14 protein-coding genes are annotated in these 15,519 nt (G+C 68.5%); all 14 read left to right on the forward strand.

Annotated elements, in window-relative coordinates; genetic code table 11:
* Positions 1 to 3 precede the first annotated feature (3 nt).
* On the forward strand, positions 4 to 1,146 hold the full coding sequence (locus OG408_RS39510) for a mandelate racemase/muconate lactonizing enzyme family protein (protein WP_285567926.1): 1,143 nt from the start codon (positions 4 to 6) through the stop codon (positions 1,144 to 1,146).
* Positions 1,147 to 1,154: 8 nt separating this feature from the next.
* Complete coding sequence (locus OG408_RS39515; RefSeq protein ID WP_326674333.1) at positions 1,155 to 2,465, forward strand: ABC transporter substrate-binding protein; 1,311 nt, start codon at positions 1,155 to 1,157, stop codon at positions 2,463 to 2,465.
* Positions 2,466 to 2,470: 5 nt separating this feature from the next.
* Positions 2,471 to 3,409, forward strand: coding sequence for a carbohydrate ABC transporter permease (locus OG408_RS39520; RefSeq protein ID WP_285567922.1), 939 nt, complete (start codon positions 2,471 to 2,473; stop codon positions 3,407 to 3,409).
* Positions 3,399 to 4,235, forward strand: coding sequence for a carbohydrate ABC transporter permease (locus tag OG408_RS39525; RefSeq protein ID WP_285567920.1), 837 nt, complete (start codon positions 3,399 to 3,401; stop codon positions 4,233 to 4,235). The genes OG408_RS39520 and OG408_RS39525 overlap by 11 nt, the downstream gene beginning before the upstream one ends.
* Positions 4,236 to 4,514: 279 nt before the next feature.
* Positions 4,515 to 5,327: a sugar phosphate isomerase/epimerase family protein gene (locus tag OG408_RS39530; RefSeq protein WP_285567918.1), complete on the forward strand. Its 813-nt coding sequence runs from the start codon at positions 4,515 to 4,517 to the stop codon at positions 5,325 to 5,327.
* The gene (locus OG408_RS39535) at positions 5,324 to 6,070 is read left to right on the forward strand and encodes an SDR family oxidoreductase (RefSeq protein WP_326674334.1); all 747 of its coding nucleotides are present in this window, start codon (positions 5,324 to 5,326) and stop codon (positions 6,068 to 6,070) included. The genes OG408_RS39530 and OG408_RS39535 overlap by 4 nt, the downstream gene beginning before the upstream one ends.
* Before the next feature lie 366 nt (positions 6,071 to 6,436).
* Positions 6,437 to 7,231, forward strand: a complete 795-nt coding sequence (locus tag OG408_RS39540) for an SDR family NAD(P)-dependent oxidoreductase (protein ID WP_285567914.1) — start codon at positions 6,437 to 6,439, stop codon at positions 7,229 to 7,231.
* Positions 7,228 to 8,535 (forward strand): Gfo/Idh/MocA family protein, encoded by a 1,308-nt coding sequence (locus tag OG408_RS39545; protein ID WP_326674335.1) that lies wholly within the window; start codon positions 7,228 to 7,230, stop codon positions 8,533 to 8,535. Before OG408_RS39540 ends, OG408_RS39545 begins: the two co-directional genes overlap by 4 nt.
* Before the next feature lie 165 nt (positions 8,536 to 8,700).
* Complete coding sequence (locus tag OG408_RS39550; protein ID WP_326674336.1) at positions 8,701 to 9,465, forward strand: SDR family oxidoreductase; 765 nt, start codon at positions 8,701 to 8,703, stop codon at positions 9,463 to 9,465.
* A 125-nt stretch (positions 9,466 to 9,590) separates the two neighbouring features.
* Entirely contained in the window at positions 9,591 to 9,755 is a 165-nt protein-coding gene (locus OG408_RS39555; RefSeq protein ID WP_326674337.1) for a fumarylacetoacetate hydrolase family protein, read from the forward strand.
* A complete protein-coding gene (locus tag OG408_RS39560; RefSeq protein WP_326674339.1) occupies positions 9,752 to 10,792 on the forward strand; it encodes an L-idonate 5-dehydrogenase in 1,041 nt (346 codons plus the stop codon). The genes OG408_RS39555 and OG408_RS39560 overlap by 4 nt, the downstream gene beginning before the upstream one ends.
* A 431-nt stretch (positions 10,793 to 11,223) precedes the next feature.
* The gene (locus OG408_RS39565) at positions 11,224 to 12,066 is read left to right on the forward strand and encodes a heparin lyase I family protein (RefSeq protein ID WP_326674340.1); all 843 of its coding nucleotides are present in this window, start codon (positions 11,224 to 11,226) and stop codon (positions 12,064 to 12,066) included.
* 122 nt (positions 12,067 to 12,188) lie between these two features.
* Complete coding sequence (locus OG408_RS39570; RefSeq protein WP_326674341.1) at positions 12,189 to 14,210, forward strand: outer membrane protein assembly factor BamB family protein; 2,022 nt, start codon at positions 12,189 to 12,191, stop codon at positions 14,208 to 14,210.
* A 109-nt stretch (positions 14,211 to 14,319) separates the two neighbouring features.
* On the forward strand, positions 14,320 to 15,408 hold the full coding sequence (locus OG408_RS39575) for a LacI family DNA-binding transcriptional regulator (RefSeq protein WP_285567899.1): 1,089 nt from the start codon (positions 14,320 to 14,322) through the stop codon (positions 15,406 to 15,408).
* Positions 15,409 to 15,519 lie beyond the last annotated feature (111 nt).

Genomic DNA, 15,519 nt, shown 5'->3' on the forward strand with positions numbered 1-15,519 from the left:
CAGATGTCCCGCATCACCCAGGTCGAGGTCTTCCCCGTCGCCGTCCCGTTCGCCCGCCGCTTCGTGCTCGGCAGCGGAGCCGTCGGCACACCCGGCACCGCGCCGGACCAGTCCGCGGCGGTGATCTTCGTCAAGCTGACCACCGAGGACGGCGTGGTCGGCTGGGGAGAGCAGCGCGCACTCCCGAGCTGGAGCTACGAGACCGCCGAGACGATGGCCGTCGTGATCCGCCGTCATCTCACGCCGATCCTGCTCGGCCTCACACCGTTCGATGTCGAGCTCTTCCAACGGCGCGCCGCCCAGCGTCTCAGTCCCGCGGTCTCGAACGGCTTCCCGTTCGCCCGCGCCGCGGTCGACGTCGCGATGCACGACGCGGCCGGCAAGCTCGCGGGCGTTCCGGTCCACGCGCTGCTCGGCGGCAAGGTGTACGACGAGATCCCGCTCTGTTCGGCGATAGGTGTCGGCGACCGGGCCGCGGTCCGCGAGCACGTACTTCAGTCGTCTGACTATTCGGCATACAAGATCAAGATCGGTGGTGATCTGGACGCCGACACGGCGGCGATCGAGACCGCCGCCGAAGTCGCCGACGGCAGACCGCTGTGGCTCGACGCGAACCAGTCGTACCGTCCGGCCGCGCTCAGACAACTCCTGGACCGGACGGCGCACGTCCGGACGATCCACTGTGTCGAGCAACCCGTGCCGAGCACCGACACGCTCGCCATGGGCCGGCTGCGTGAGCTGATCGACCTGCCGATCGCGATCGACGAGGGCAGCTTCTCCGCCCAGGACCTGGCGCGTGCGATGCGGCTGGACGCGGCGGACCTGGTCGTGATCAAGGTCTGCAAGTCCGGCGGACTGCGCAACGCCCTGAAGACCGCCCAGACCGCGCTCGCCGGCGGTCTGGAGATCCTGGCCAGCGGTCTCACCGACTGCGGAATCGCGTTCGCCGCCGCACTGCACGTCTTCAGTCAGCTCGAGCTCGCTCTGCCCGCCGAACTCAACGGGCCGGAACTCCTGACCGATCTGTACGTCGACGGGCTGACCATCACCAAGGCCGTCGCGACGGTCCCCACAGCCCCTGGACTGGGCGTCGAGGTCGACGAGGAGCGTATTCGCGCCGAGTCGATCAACCTGCTCTATCGCTGAGGAGAACCATGATCAGCAAGCTGTCCCGCCGCAGCTTCCTTGAGCTCGGCGGCCTCGCCGGCCTCGGACTCGCCGCAGCCGGCTGTTCGTCCGCCCCGACCTCCGGCAGGGCGACTTGGTCCATGTGGTCCAGCAGCGCCGAGGAGATGAAGGTCTGGGAGGACTTCGGCACGTATGTCGAGCAGCAACTCGGCGTGCGCTCCGTCGCCACTCTGACCCCGTCGAGCGGTTACTCGACCAAGCTCGATCTGCAACTCGTCAGCGGTACCGCGAGCCTGGTCACCGCGCTCAACGGCACCCTCATCCCGACGTACGCCGCCCGCGGCGCCCACCGCCCGCTCGACGACCTGATCGCCGCCGACCCCGACTTCGAGCTCGACGACTTCTATGAGACCAGTCAGCGGATCTCGACCTTCAACGGGAAGACGTACGCGATCGGTTTCGATGTCGCGCCGACCGTCATGTACTACAACAAGGACCTCCTGAAGAAGCAGGGCGTTCCCCTGCCGTCACGCACCGAACCGATGTCATGGGCAGCGTTCCGCGAACTCACCAAGCAGCTCACCGAACCCGGTGAGCAGTACGGCTTCACCTGTGCGCCGGCGATCGGCGACCTGGTGTCGTGGATCTACTGCGCCGGCGGAAACGTGATGAGTGCGGACGGCGGCCGGAGCATCCTCGGTGAGCCGCGGGCGATGGAGGCGCTGGAGTTCGTCATCGACCTGTTCGTGAAGGACAAGGTCACACCGCCGATCAAGAACCTCGTCACCGAGAACTCGCTGTCGAACTTCCTGCAGGGCAACGTCGCGTTCCTGCAGAACGGGCCGTGGCAGGTGGTCAACGCCCGTAAGGCGAAGTTCGACTGGGACGTCATCCCGTTCCCCGCCGGTGCCGCCGGGAGTACGCCGCGCGTCTCGGGGACCGGCTTCGCGATTCCATCGGGGGTACGAGAGGGCGCCGAGCTCGACCTCGCGTGGAAGCTGCTCAAGACACTGACCAGTACCGGTGCGCTCGACATCTACGCAAAGGCCGGCCGCAACAATCCGGCCCGGCGCAGCGCGGGCAGCGCCTTCCAGCCGCCGCCCGCCAACCTCGGGATCGTCCGGAACATCCTGGCCGGCAAGCTCGCCGGCGGGCACGCCTACGACGTCACCACGAACTGGAACCAGGTCGAGCAGCTGCTCGGTCAGGATCTGCCGCGCGCCTTCCTCGGCCAGGTCGGCATCCGCGAGGTCATCGACGGGCTCACGCCGCGCCTCGACGTACTGATGCGTCAGCATCGCGACACCGTCAGCCAAGCCACGGCCAGGAAGAGGTGACCGCGATGGCTGTCGACACTCCACCCGCCACCAGCACTTACCTACAGCTCACACCCGCTCCCACCCGGCGCCGGCGTAGCCGTGAGGCGCTCACCGCCTGGCTGTTCCTCCTTCCCAGCCTGATCGGCTTCCTCGTCTTCACCGCCGGTCCGGTCGTCGCGGCCGGCGTGATCTCGCTGCTGGACTGGAACCTGTTCAGCTCTCCCACCTGGGTCGGCCTGCGCAACTTCGCACGCCTCGGTCCCGATCCGACGTTCTGGTCGGCGCTCGGCAACACGGCCTACTTCACCCTGGTCAGCGTGCCGTTGACGATCCTGGTCAGCCTGGCACTGGCATTGCTGCTCAACCAGGGACTCCGGCGGATCGCCGTCTTCCGATCGCTCCTGCTGTTGCCGTACGCGACCATCACGGTCGCGGTGGCGTTCGTCTGGATCTGGCTCTACATCCCGCACGACGGCCTGGTGAACGCGGTCCTGGGCTGGTTCGGCATCAGTGGACCGGCATGGCTGGTCTCGGACAGTTGGGCGATGCCGGCGCTGATCATCATGAGCGTGTGGAAGAGCTTCGGCTTCGGCATGGTCGTCATCCTGGCGGGGCTCCAGGCGATTCCGCAGCAGCTCTACGAGGCGGGACGCGTGGATGGTGCGTCGCCGTGGCACAGCTTCCGGCACATCACACTGCCGATGCTTTCCCCTGCGCTGTTCTTCGTCGTCGTCACATCGGTGATCGGCTCGTTCCAGGTCTTCGACCAGGCGCTGATCATGACGAACGGCGGACCTGGCACCCGGACCACCACGCTGGTCATGTACATCTACCAGACCGGCTTCAAGAACTACGACCAGGGGTACGCCGCCGCGCAGTCACTGGTGCTGTTCGCGTTCATCGTGCTGATCACTGCGGGCCAGTTCCTCTTCCAACGGAAGCTGGTGCACTATGACAAGTGACACGAAACCTGTCGTCAGGCGCAAACTGGTTGTCTTCGCCTGTTTCCTGGTCACCGCGGTCACGCTGATCCCGGTCGTGATGATGGTGCTGGTTGCTTTCCAGTCCGACGACGAGTCGATGGCCGCGAAGCCGGCGTTCTGGCCGAGCAGTTGGCACCCCGAGAACCTGGGCCGCGTGTTCGATCTCGTCCCGCTCGGCAGGTACCTGCTGAACACCGTCTACTTCGCCGCCGGGACGACGATCCTTGAAACGGTCACCGCGGCGCTGGCCGCGTACGCGTTCGCCCGGCTGAACTTCCGAGGCCGAAGCTGGCTGTTCGGGGTCTACCTCGCCACGTTGATGATCCCCTCTCAGGTGACGCTGATTCCACAGTTCGTGCTGGTCGCGAAACTGCACGGAATCGACACCTGGCCGGGGATGATCGTGCCGCACGCGTTCACCGCGATCGGGGTGTTCCTGCTCCGGCAGTTCTTCCTCGGCATCCCGCGCGACTACGAGGAGGCGGCCCGCCTCGACGGCGCGAACCGCTGGCAGGCGTTCGTCCGCGTGATCGTGCCGCTCGCCCTGCCGGCGATCGCGACCCTGGCCGTGTTCAAGTTCATCGGGCAGTGGAACAACCTGCTCTGGCCGCTGGTCATCTCGAACAGCGACGCCACCCGCACCGTCCCGGTCGGCCTGCAGGTGTTCCAGGACATCAACGGTACCCAGTGGAACCTGCTGCTGATGGCGGCCACCTTCACCACGATCCCCCTGATCATCCTGTTCTTCCTCACCCAGCGCTGGTTCGTCCGCGGAATCACCATGAGTGGTCTTGGCGGCCGTTGATGCCGGATCTGCGGCCCGACTTCACCAAGCCCCGGGCGGCTGATGGGCGGAGCCGTGCGCGGCACCGCCGAGGCGCCGGTACACGACACGGCGTGACGCACGCCGGCTGATTGAACCCGCACTCGTTCCGGCCGAGCGGTACGACGCACCGTCCGACCCGACGTCCGTGCCGCCCCGCCGGGCCGCGCCGAAACGGTGCCGGGACCGTCGTCGACGGCAGCCCGAGCGATCGTGCGCGAGCCCACCGCACCATCCCCCTCCGGAGAAAGGCAACACTGGATGCAAACGGTCCTGTTCACCAAGCTGTTCGGCGACCGCGAAGTCGCCGAGACCGTCGACACGATCGCCGATCTCGGCTTCGACGGCGTCGATCTCCTCATCCGGGACGGGTTCACCGCCTCCCCGGCAAGTCCTGCCGGCATCTCCGCGGCGGTTTCCCGCTGCCGCGAAGGCGGACTGTCGGTGCCGCTGGCGACGACCGACCTCAGCGATCCGGCGGCCCACCCGGCCGAGTCCGTGCTCGGAGCCTGCGCCGCGGCCGGGATCGGCACGGTTCGGCTCGGCTACTGGAAGTACGACCCGCACACTAGGGTCACCGAGCAGATCGACCGGGCCAGGCACGATCTCGACAGGTTGGGCGAGATCGCGGAACGAGCCGGTGTCCGCCTCGCGCTCCAACTGCACGGCGGCACCGTGCACAGCTCCGGTGCGCTCGCGCACCGGCTGCTCGACGGGCGCGATCCGGCCACGTTCGTCGCCTACCCGGACCCCGGGAACCAGGCTGTGCAGGAAGGGCGGGAGGACTGGCGGCTGACCTTCGACCTGCTGGATACCTGGCTCGACTGCGTGGGCGTGAAGAACGGGGGGTGGTACCCGGCAGCCCTCGATCCGAACGGCCGGCGGGCGTGGGCCTCCGACTGGTTCGGACTCGCCGACGGCATGGTCCCGTGGCCCGCCATCGTCGCCCATCTCCGGGCAGCCGACTTCGACGGCGTGCTCACCCTGCACAGCCACTACGCGCTGCCCTACGCACAGGTGCTCGACCAGACCCGGACCGACGCGGCGTACATCCGGCGGCTGGTGGCCGGATGAGCATCCCACCATCACCACAGGGCCCGCTGAGCGGGCACGCGGTTCTCGTCGCGGGTGCCAGCAGCGGCATGGGGCGAGCGACCGCACAGACGCTGGCCGGACTCGGTGCCGACCTCGTCATCGCCGCCCGGCGGGCACCGGAACTGGCCGAAGTGGCGGACCGCCTGCGGGGCGGCGGCACACGAGTGCTCTGCGTCCCCGGCGATCTGGCCGACCTCGAAGCAGCTCTGACGGCAGTCGACCGTGCCACCGCCGAGTTCGGCGGACTGGACGCGGTGGTCAACTGCGTCGGTACGAACGTGACCCGACGCTCCCTGGACACCCTCTCCGAGAGCGACTGGCGTGAGCTGTTCCGGGTGAACGTCGACGCTGCGTTCTCCCTGACCAGGGCGGCGCTCCCCGCGCTGAAGCGACAGGGCGGGGGAGTGCTCATCCACGTGTCGTCATCGGCAGCGAAGAGGCCGGACCTGTCCGGCGTCGGCTACCAGGCGGCCAAGGCAGCAGTGGCCGCACTGGCCCACGCCGCCATGGAGGAGGCTCGCGCCGACGGTGTCCGGATCAGCGTCATCTACCCCGGATTCACCCGGACCCCGATGATCGCCAAGCGTCCGACCCCTCCCACGGCCGATCAGCTGGCACACGCACTCCAGCCGGAGGACGTGGCGGCGATGGTCGCCGCGATCCTGCAGCTCCCGCCGCGGGCGCACGTACCTGAGCTGATGCTCTGCCCCAGCCGGTCATGACCGCCGTACCGAAGGAGGAGATGTGAGCGCCGAACCCGAATCCGCCACCCCCTCGACCGATCGCACGCGCACCGGGAAGTCCGGTCCCCGGGCCGCCGCTCGCCCGGCCGGCTTCGCCCCCGTGACCGACGGGCAGGGCGACGGCGACACCTGGGAGGCAGCGCCGGATGTGTTCTCCGGCAACCGGGTGGCCGCCCACAGCCCGCGGCGCGCAGTGCCGAACGCAGAGCCCCCGCGGAACACCGCCGAACACTCGACTGGTGCATACCCGTGTCAAGGCGGGCCCACGGCGTACGCAATCGGACGACCGCTCGAACGCGAGCCGTCGCACCACGAAATGAAGGCCGATCAGACCGGGAGGTTGGCATGAGCCAGACACCGACACACGTGCGGACGACCGGGATCCCCTCGTTGAGCCTCCAGGGGCGCAGGGCCCTGGTGACCGGCGGCGGTACGGGCATCGGAGCGGCGGTGGCGGTCGCACTGGCGGACGCCGGTGCCGACGTGGCGCTGACGTACAAGACCCACGACGGCCGTGAGACCGCGGAGCGGATCGCCGCCACCGGCAGGCGCGCGCACGCCGAGCAGCTCGACGCCACCGATCCGGCAGCCGTCGAGGAGGCGGTCAGCAACGCCGCCGAGCAGCTCCAGGGCCCGATCGACATCCTGATCAACAACGCCGGCGGTCTCGTGGGCCGTCACCGTCTGGTCGACATGCCCGACGAGCACTGGCACACCGTCCTGAATCTGAACCTCACCAGCGCGTTCCTGGTGACCCGCGCAGTGGTGCGCCGGATAGGCCCCGGAGGCGGCAGGATCGTCAACATCAGCTCCCAGGCCGCACGCAACGGCGGCGGACCGGGCGCCTCGGCGTACGCCGCGGCGAAGGCGGGCATGCACGGCCTCATGCTTGCCTGGGCGAAGGAGTTCGGCCCGCGCAACATCACCGTCAACACGATCGCGCCGGGCTTCATCGGGGACACCCCGTTCCACGCCACCTTCACGCCGCCCGAGACCCGGCGTGCGGTGATCGAGGCGACGCCACTGCGCCGAGCCGGTGTGCCCGAAGACGTCGCCGGCGCGGTGCTGTACCTGGCGTCCGACCTCGGCGGGTTCTGCACCGGCGAGATCATCGACGTCAACGGGGGTGCCTACCTGTGACGCGCTCATCCGCGCCGGTGCGCGCAGTCCTCGTCGGCGCCGGGCACCGCGGCGTGCTCTACTCGCGCTACGCGCAGGTCGCGCCCGATCAGCTGGCGATCACGGCGATCGTCGAGCCCGATCCGACGCGTCGAGAGCGGTGGGGCGCAGAGTTCGGGATCCCGCATGCCGCCCGGTACGCATCGCTGACCGACCTTCCGGATGCCGGCGAGGTCGCGGAGGCGGCGATCGACGCCACGATGGACCAGGATCATGTACGGACCGCCACCCGACTGCTCGCCGCCGGCTACGACGTGCTGCTGGAGAAGCCCAGCGCACAGAACGCGCAGGAACTCATGACCCTGGCGGAGGCGCAGCGGACGTCCGGACGGATCCTGATGATCTGTCACGTGCTGCGCTACGCACCCTTCTACACCGAGGCCAAGCGCCGCATCCTCGCCGGTGAGATAGGCGAGCCCCTGAGTATCGAGATGGCCGAGCACGTCAGCTACGACCACATGTCGATGGCGTACGTCCGAGGACGCTGGGGCAGTTCCGAGCAGTCGGGCTCGTCGATGCTGCTGGCCAAGTGCTGCCATGACCTGGACCTGATGACCTGGCTGTGCAACTCCGCAGCCCCGGCCCGCGTCGCCAGCTCGGGGTCCCGTGGCATGTTCATCCCCGAACGGGCGCCGCAGGGTGCGGGGACGCGGTGCCTGTCCGACTGCTCGATCGAGGCGACGTGCTCGTACTCGGCACGCCGGCTCTACGTCGAACTGAACGGGTGGCAGGAGTACGTCTGGGAGCAGGCGGAGCACGTGAGCCCGGAGCTCGACCTGGACCAGAAGCTCGAGTCGTTGCGCACCGACAACCGCTACGGCCGCTGTGTGTGGCGCGCCGGCAACGACGTGCTCGATCGCCAGAGCGTGAGCGTGGAGTTCGCCGACGGTGTCCTCGGATCCTTCGCGTTGGCGACCAACACGCCGGCTCCGAGCCGCACGCTCCACGTGGTCGGAACCGCCGGTGAGATCTCCGGCGCCCTGGAGGAGGGGACGCTCCGGGTCCGTCGTATCCGGACCGACGCGGCTGCTTCGTTCGACGAGGAGATGATCAAGACGTCGGTGACCGGCGACATGCACGGTGGCGGTGATCGTCCGCTCGTCGCGGACTTCGTCCGAGTCGTGCGCGGAGAGCCGGCCAGCGTGTCGAGTACGCAGTTCGCAGACTCGGTCAACGGCCATCTGCTGGTCTTCGCCGCCGAACTCGCGCGACAGGAGCATCGCTGGGTCGAGCTCGCCGAGTTGCAGACTGTGACCGGCGCATGAGGCGACGGGTCGTCTCGTGATCAGGTGCCGATGTGGCCCACGAGTATCGAGGAGTGCTGATGATAGGCACCGACATGGGCCACTCAGGCCGTGGCGTGTACGGAAACGCGTCCTCACCGGGCTGAATGATGAGCGGATAGAGCAGTACCCGACGGAGGTAGTCCGATGAATCTGTTCAACCTGACCGGGCGGACCGCGCTCGTTACCGGCTCCAGCCGCGGTATCGGGTACGCCCTTGCCCAGGGCCTGCTCGAGGCGGGCGCCCGGGTCGTCGTCCACGGGCGCGGCGTCGAGGCGGCCGAGGCCGCCGCGGCCCGACTGCGGGAGATCACCGGCGGCGAGGTACGGGTGGCCACCTTCGACGTGACCTCACCGGACGAGGTGGACTCAGGCGTCGGGCGGATCGAGGCTGTCTGCGGCACCCCGGACATCCTGGTCAACAACGCCGGCATCCAGCGTCGTGCGGCCTTCACCGAGTTCCCGATCGCCGACTGGAACGATCTGGTCGCCACCAATCTGACCAGTGCCTTCCTGGTGGGGCAGCGGGTCGCCCGCGGCATGGTCGCCCGTGGCAGTGGCAAGATCGTCAATATCGGGTCGGTCCAGAGCCGACTGGCACGGCCCAACATCACCCCGTACAGCGCCACCAAGGGAGGCGTGGTGATGCTGACGCAGGGCATGTGCGCCGACCTTGGTCCGCACGGCATCCAGGCCAACGCGCTGGCTCCCGGCTACTTCGCGACCGAGCTGACCCAGGCCCTGGTCGAGGACGCCGACTTCAGCGCCTGGGTCGCGCAGCGGACACCGGCCGGCCGCTGGGGCCGGGTACACGAACTGGTCGGCACACTGGTGTTCCTGTCGTCGCCGGCCTCGGACTTCGTGAACGGGCAGACGATCTACGTCGACGGTGGCATGACGGCGGTGGTGTGATGATCATGGAGATAGTGCCGCGCACCCGCGTCGGGGATCGTGCACGGCAACACCCCGAGCGGCCATCTGCCACGCGTGTGGCTCGACACAGGCGGGCGTGCTCCACCGTCCGCCACGACGAACCGATGACGGTGCCACTCGGCCCCGGCGGCGTGATCGTGACCGGCACGCCCGGCACGCCCGGCACGCCCGGCACGCCCGGCACTCCCGTACCCGTCCAGCCCGGTGACGTCGTCGAGCTCCTGGTCGACGACATCGGCACGCTCTCGAATCCGGTGGTCCGATCATGACTGTGCCTGTCTCGTCCCCGGCTGTCGTCGTCCACGCGGCGGACGACCTACGAATCGACGACGTTCCGCTCCGATCACCCGAGCCCGACGAGGCCGTGGTCGAGATCGTCTACGGCGGCATCTGCGGCTCCGATCTGCACTACTGGACGCACGGCGCGGCCGGCGAGTCGATTCTGCGGGCACCGATGGTGCTCGGTCACGAGGTGGCCGGCATCGTCGCGTCAGCGGCCGCCGATGGGTCCGGGCCCGGTGTGGGGAGGAGGGTCGCGGTTCATCCGGCCTCGCCCGCCGGTGATGAGGTCACCCGCTGGCCGGCCGACCGGCCGAACCTGTCACCGGGTTGCACCTACCTGGGATCCGCGGCCGGGCTTCCGCACACCGACGGGGCGTTCATCCGCTACGCAACCTTGCCGAGCAGGATGCTGCGGGCGCTGCCCGATGCTCTGGGCCTACGGACGGCAGCCGTGGTCGAACCCGCGTCAGTGGCCTGGCACAGCGTCACCCGGGCTGGAGACGTGACCGGCGGAACGGTCCTGGTGATCGGTGCCGGACCGATCGGTGCGCTGGTCGTCGCCGTGCTCAAGCGCGCGGGCGCGGCGGAGATCGTCGCGGTCGACCTCCATGATCAACCGTTGACGGTGGCCAGGGCCCTGGGCGCCACCCGGACCTTGAGCGCCACCGACACCGAGGGGATCGCCGCGGTGCAGGCTGACGTGGCGATCGACTCCAGCGGCAGTCACCAGGGTCTTGCCGCCGCCATGCGCGGCACTGCCCGCGGCGGACGAGTGGTGATGGTGGGACTGCTGCCGGCCGGCGATCAGCCGGTGCCGATGTCGTTGGCCGTCACCCGCGAACTGGAGCTGGTGGGCTCGTTCCGGTTCAACGACGAGATCGACGAGGTGATCGCGGCCCTGGCAGAGGGCAGTCTGGTGGTCGACGCGGTGATCACCCACGAGTACCCGGTCAGTGAGGCGCTGGAGGCCTTCGCGATGGCCAAGGACGCCTCGCGCTCGTCGAAGGTGCTGTTGCGGTTCTGACCCCCCTGCCCTCGGTCCGCCGCCAGGCCTCGGAGGCCGCCATACGGCTACGCGCCGAGCTCGGCGCGTAGCCGTATGGCTCTCCTCGCTCATCACTTTCACACCACTCGACATCGAAATCCGCATCGGAGCCCATCGAAGGCGCAGCCTCCCAAGCTCAGCGGACCATCGGATCGATGGTCATGATCTTCCCGCCTCCTACGAACACATGGCTTGAATGGCACTTCTCCTTGACTTGAATTAAGTTTCGCCATCGGTCTTTCGGTTTCGTTCGGAATCGTGCCAGCATGCAGACGCGATGAAGCGCCCCCAACATCTTTCGAACGATGTCGCTTTCTCGTTGGGTGTCGACCGCACGTGCCGGTGTTGAACGAGCACCATCTGGCGGCCTTCGGCCCGTTCTCGCAGCCCCACGATGTCGAGGAGTCAAAATGATCAAGGTTCTCAAGGTGTCGACCGCCCTGTGCGCAGGAGCACTGCTGGTTCCCGTTCTGGTGTCGTATTCGGCGGGAGCCGAACCGGAGGGCGCCTCGCTGCCCGGCTCCGCGCACGCGCAGTCCACCGCGGAGAAGCTGAAGGTGGACTACGAGAACGGAGCCCTGGACTCCGGAGTGGACGGACTCAGCACCACGCATGCGACGGCGGCGGACGCCTCCGGCGTCGTGCAGCCCGGGCACGAGGGCTCGTACGCGGTTCAGCACAAGGTGACGCTCGGCGACGGGGGATACGAGTCCAACGGCGCGCCCCGGAGCGAGAGCGCGACGGATCTGCTTCCGTCCGGGCAGTTCGACGTCGGTGACGTGCAGCGCTACGAGTTCAGTGTGCTGCTCAAGGACTGGAAGACCTACACGCCCGGTGACAGCGACTCGGGCGACATCGTCTTCCAGGGCAAGTACGGCGGTGGCAACGTCCCGGCGTTCTACCTCATGGCGAAGCGCAACGAGGTCGCGTTCCGGTCGCCGCACCTGAACCAGCAGACGACGGTGGTGCCGGACCTCCGTCCGTACGTGAACCAGTGGATGAGCTTCCGCGTGGACGCGCGCTGGACCACCGACGAGACGGGCTACTTCAAGGTCTCCGTGCGCCTTCCGGGCGAGTCCGACTACAAGCCCGCCGCGTCGTACGAGAACGTGCGCACGTACCAGCCGGAGAACCCGGCCGATCACGGATACATCAAGTGGGGGCTCTACCGCCCCTCGGAGTCGATCGAGAACGGTGACGTAGCCACGCGGATCGTCCAGCACGACGACATCCGCATTCTCGACCTGTCCTGACGCGGACCACTGAATCGCTGAATCCCACGTTCCTCCGAGCCCCTCGATTCAGGGGATTCAGGGGATCCAGAGGATTCGGGGACTCGTCGCTCGGCACAGACTCAACACCCCTTGGAGCACAGATGACCGTTTCTCATTCCCTGAGCAGGCGCCGGCTGATCCAGACCGGCGGTGCGTTCGGGCTGGCCACTGCCGCCGGAGCTCTTCTCACCCCGCAGGCAGGCGCAGCACTCGCGGCGGCGGCCACGACCACGGTGACGGACCTGGGGCCGGGCCTGGTCCAGTTCTCGCTGATGAGCGGCTTGCAGGTCGGCGACACCGTCTACATCGGCTCGCGCAACCTGACCCCCTCCAGCGTCGTCGGCTTCCATCTGCCGAGCCGGAAAGTGGTGTCGTCCACCAGCCTCGGTGCGGGGCCTGAGCCTTCCGTCCAGGCGCTGGCAGCGGATCCCACCGGCCGCTACCTCTACATCGGAGTCCTGGTCAAGTCCGACCAGGGCAAGCCGAATCTCTACCGGTGGGACCTGAAGACGCCCGGCACACCCGCCGTGCCCGTCGGCAGGACCGAGGACCGCGACATCCGGGATCTCGCCGTCGCGCCCGACGGCACGGTGTTCGCCGTGGGCGGCGTCCCGGACGAGCCACCCGTCCTGTGGCAGTACGACCCCGCCACAGGTGCCGTGACCAACCTGGGTGCCCCGGACCCGAAGGCGACGCTGGCCAGGGCGGTCGCGGCCACGGACACCACCGTCTTCTTCGGCGCTGGCAGCGTCCTTTCCGGTGGAAGCGGTGCGAGCAAGGCGTCCCTGTTCGCCTTCGACCGGAAGAGCCGTGAGTTCACCTCGATCGTGCCCAAGGAGATGGAGAAGGACCCCAGCCTGCGCGAACTCGCCGTTCATGACGGGAAGCTGCTGGTCGGCACGTCGGGTGCGGTCGATCCCGCGAAGCTCGCCGTGATCGACCTGGCGGACCACTCCTCGTACACCGTGGTCAAGACCGAGGGCACCGTCGTCAAGGCGTTCGCCTCCGACGCCGAGCGGATCTACTTCGCCTCCGAGTCGGGAGTCGAGGCCTACTCGAAGGCCGACAGGACCATCTCCCACGTGGAGTTCACCGGGCCGGATCTCGGCGAGATCTGGGGGCTGGACCACGCCGACGGAAGGCTCGCTGTCGTCTCGGGCTACGGTTTCGTCGCCGAGATCGACATTGCGGCCAAGACCTCCGCGGTCACCGACCTGAAAGAGGCAGGAGCCGAGGCCGGACCACAGGCGGGCATGGGGATCGCCGCCGGCCACGGGTACGTCTACGTCGGCGGCAACGGCGCCATCTCGCGGCGCAACCTCAGGACCGGCGAGGTCGTCAACCTGTCGGCACCGGGGGAGGCCAAGGACGCCGAAGTGATCGAAGGCGTCCTGCACACCGGCCAGTACAACGCGCAGGGCATCTGGCGGTACGACTCCTCCCGGCGGCGGCAGCCGCAGCAGGCGGCGGGATTCCCCAGCGAGCAGAACCGACCGCTGGACCTCTCGTGGGACCCGGACAACAAGCTGCTCCTCGTCGGCGTGCAGTCCGACACCGAGGGCGGCGGCGCACTCTGGACGTACTCTCCCCGGACCGGGAAGTCGGTGTCCTACGTCAATCCGATCGACGACGTCCAACTCGTACGGGCGGTGGCCAACCGGGAGGGCATCGCATACCTGGGCGGTGACAACGCCGCCAAGGAGGGCGCACGCGCCACCGTAGTCGCCGTCGATCCGGTCACCGGCAAGGAGCTGTGGCGCGTCGACACGAAGCAGGCGGCCGGCGTGGCGGCTCTGGCGGTGCAGGGCCGGAACCTCTACGGCCTCACCACCGGGGGAGGGCTCTTCGTCATCGACGTGCGGGCCAGGAAGGTGGTCCACACCGCGGACGTCAGCGGTGTCAGCAAGGGTTTCGCCGCCATGGTCACCAACCGGGGCGCGGTCTACGGGGTCTCGGACACCACGCTCTTCCGCTTCCATCCGAAGACGTTCGCCGTCACCACCGTCGTCGCGGACATCAACGGGGCCTGGTACAGCGGCCCGCATGTCAACGTCGACGCGGGTCTGCTGTACACGCTCCGCGGCGGCAACCTCGTCGCCGTCGACGACCGGCCGTCGCACTGACCCCGCTACGGGATCCGCCGCTCCAGGCCATCGTTGTCCTTTGATTGATATCTTTTCGATTGTCGAGTGAAGATCGATGACTCACTCGTTGTCGAGAGGGGACTGCAGGGTGTTGGCTAACGAGCGGCGGGAAGCGATCCTGCGCGCGGTGGAGCGCCAGGGTTCGATCACCGTGAAGGCGCTGGCGGAGGAGATGGGTGTCTCCGCCGTGACCCTGCGCCAGGACGTACGGGAGCTGGCCGGCCAGGGACTGCTGAACCGTGTGCACGGCGGTGCCAGGGCCCTGTCACCGGATGCTCCCGCTCCCGTGGAGGTCCATGCCGCGGCACCGGCCCCCGCCGGGGAGAAGCACGCCGTCGGACTGGTCGTGCCGCCGGGCGGCTACTACTACGCCGAGGTGATCCGGGGCGTCCAGAACGCGGCCCGCGCGCGTGGCGTCCGCGTCGTACTGGCCGTCTCCGGGGAATCGCTGGCGGAGAACCAGGAGCAGGTCCGCCGGCTCGTGGCCGGCGGGATCGACAGCCTGCTGCTGATGCTGCACCCGGGCCTGCGCCCGCTGGACGAGGCCGAGCAGTGGCTGAGCACTCTTGACGTGCCGGCCGTGCTGGTGGAGCGCAGGGCCGGGATACAGGCCGGCCGGCTGGAGCAGGTGGCCTCGGACCACGCCTACGGGGCGGCCCTCGCGGTGCGCCATCTGGCCGGGCTCGGGCACGACAAGGTGGCCCTCGTCGCCAGGGTCGAGAGCCCCAACACGGCGCTTCTCAGCGTCGGTCACGCCGACGCGGTGAAGGCGATGGGGCTGACGCCGGGGCCGGAGTTCCTCATCAGCACCGCCGGTGACGCGGCTCCGGCCGACGCGCGCTTCGAAGAAGTGGTGCGCGCCGTGGAGTCCGGCGAGGTCAGAGCCGCTCTGGTGCACAACGACATCGATGCCATCGCCCTCGTCGGCATCCTCCGCGCACGCGGTGTGCGCGTACCGGAGGATCTGGCCCTGGTCACCTACGACGACGAGGTCGCCGAGCTGAGCGACGTCCCCCTCACCGCCGTCGCACCCCCCAAACAGGCGGTGGGGGCGTGGGCGCTCGACCTGGCGGTGCGCCGGCTGTCCGACCCGGCCACGCCTCTCGCCGAGATCCTGCTCCGCCCGGAGCTGCGGGTACGAGCGTCCTGCGGCGCCGAGCGGCACACCGACGCATGAGCAGGTGATGTCATGTGGTTTCGTAATCAAAAAAACGAAACCACATGCATTGACTCGCTGTCGTACGTAACGAATGATTGCGGTGACACCCAAGCAAACGATCGGTGGCAC

The organism is Streptomyces sp. NBC_01257, assembly GCF_035917255.1.
GTDB lineage: Bacteria > Actinomycetota > Actinomycetes > Streptomycetales > Streptomycetaceae > Streptomyces.

Excerpts from the sequence above, each read along its gene's own strand:
- OG408_RS39560 (WP_326674339.1), top strand. The coding sequence starts at position 9,752 with ATGACTGTGCCTGTCTCGTCCCCGGCTGTCGTCGTCCACGCGGCGGAC.
- OG408_RS39510 (WP_285567926.1), top strand. The coding sequence starts at position 4 with ATGTCCCGCATCACCCAGGTCGAGGTCTTCCCCGTCGCCGTCCCGTTC.
- OG408_RS39520 (WP_285567922.1), top strand. The coding sequence starts at position 2,471 with ATGGCTGTCGACACTCCACCCGCCACCAGCACTTACCTACAGCTCACA.
- OG408_RS39565 (WP_326674340.1), top strand. The coding sequence starts at position 11,224 with ATGATCAAGGTTCTCAAGGTGTCGACCGCCCTGTGCGCAGGAGCACTG.
- OG408_RS39515 (WP_326674333.1), top strand. The coding sequence starts at position 1,155 with ATGATCAGCAAGCTGTCCCGCCGCAGCTTCCTTGAGCTCGGCGGCCTC.
- OG408_RS39570 (WP_326674341.1), top strand. The coding sequence starts at position 12,189 with ATGACCGTTTCTCATTCCCTGAGCAGGCGCCGGCTGATCCAGACCGGC.
- OG408_RS39550 (WP_326674336.1), top strand. The coding sequence starts at position 8,701 with ATGAATCTGTTCAACCTGACCGGGCGGACCGCGCTCGTTACCGGCTCC.
- OG408_RS39530 (WP_285567918.1), top strand. The coding sequence starts at position 4,515 with ATGCAAACGGTCCTGTTCACCAAGCTGTTCGGCGACCGCGAAGTCGCC.
- OG408_RS39525 (WP_285567920.1), top strand. The coding sequence starts at position 3,399 with ATGACAAGTGACACGAAACCTGTCGTCAGGCGCAAACTGGTTGTCTTC.
- OG408_RS39555 (WP_326674337.1), top strand. The coding sequence starts at position 9,591 with ATGACGGTGCCACTCGGCCCCGGCGGCGTGATCGTGACCGGCACGCCC.
- OG408_RS39540 (WP_285567914.1), top strand. The coding sequence starts at position 6,437 with ATGAGCCAGACACCGACACACGTGCGGACGACCGGGATCCCCTCGTTG.
- OG408_RS39535 (WP_326674334.1), top strand. The coding sequence starts at position 5,324 with ATGAGCATCCCACCATCACCACAGGGCCCGCTGAGCGGGCACGCGGTT.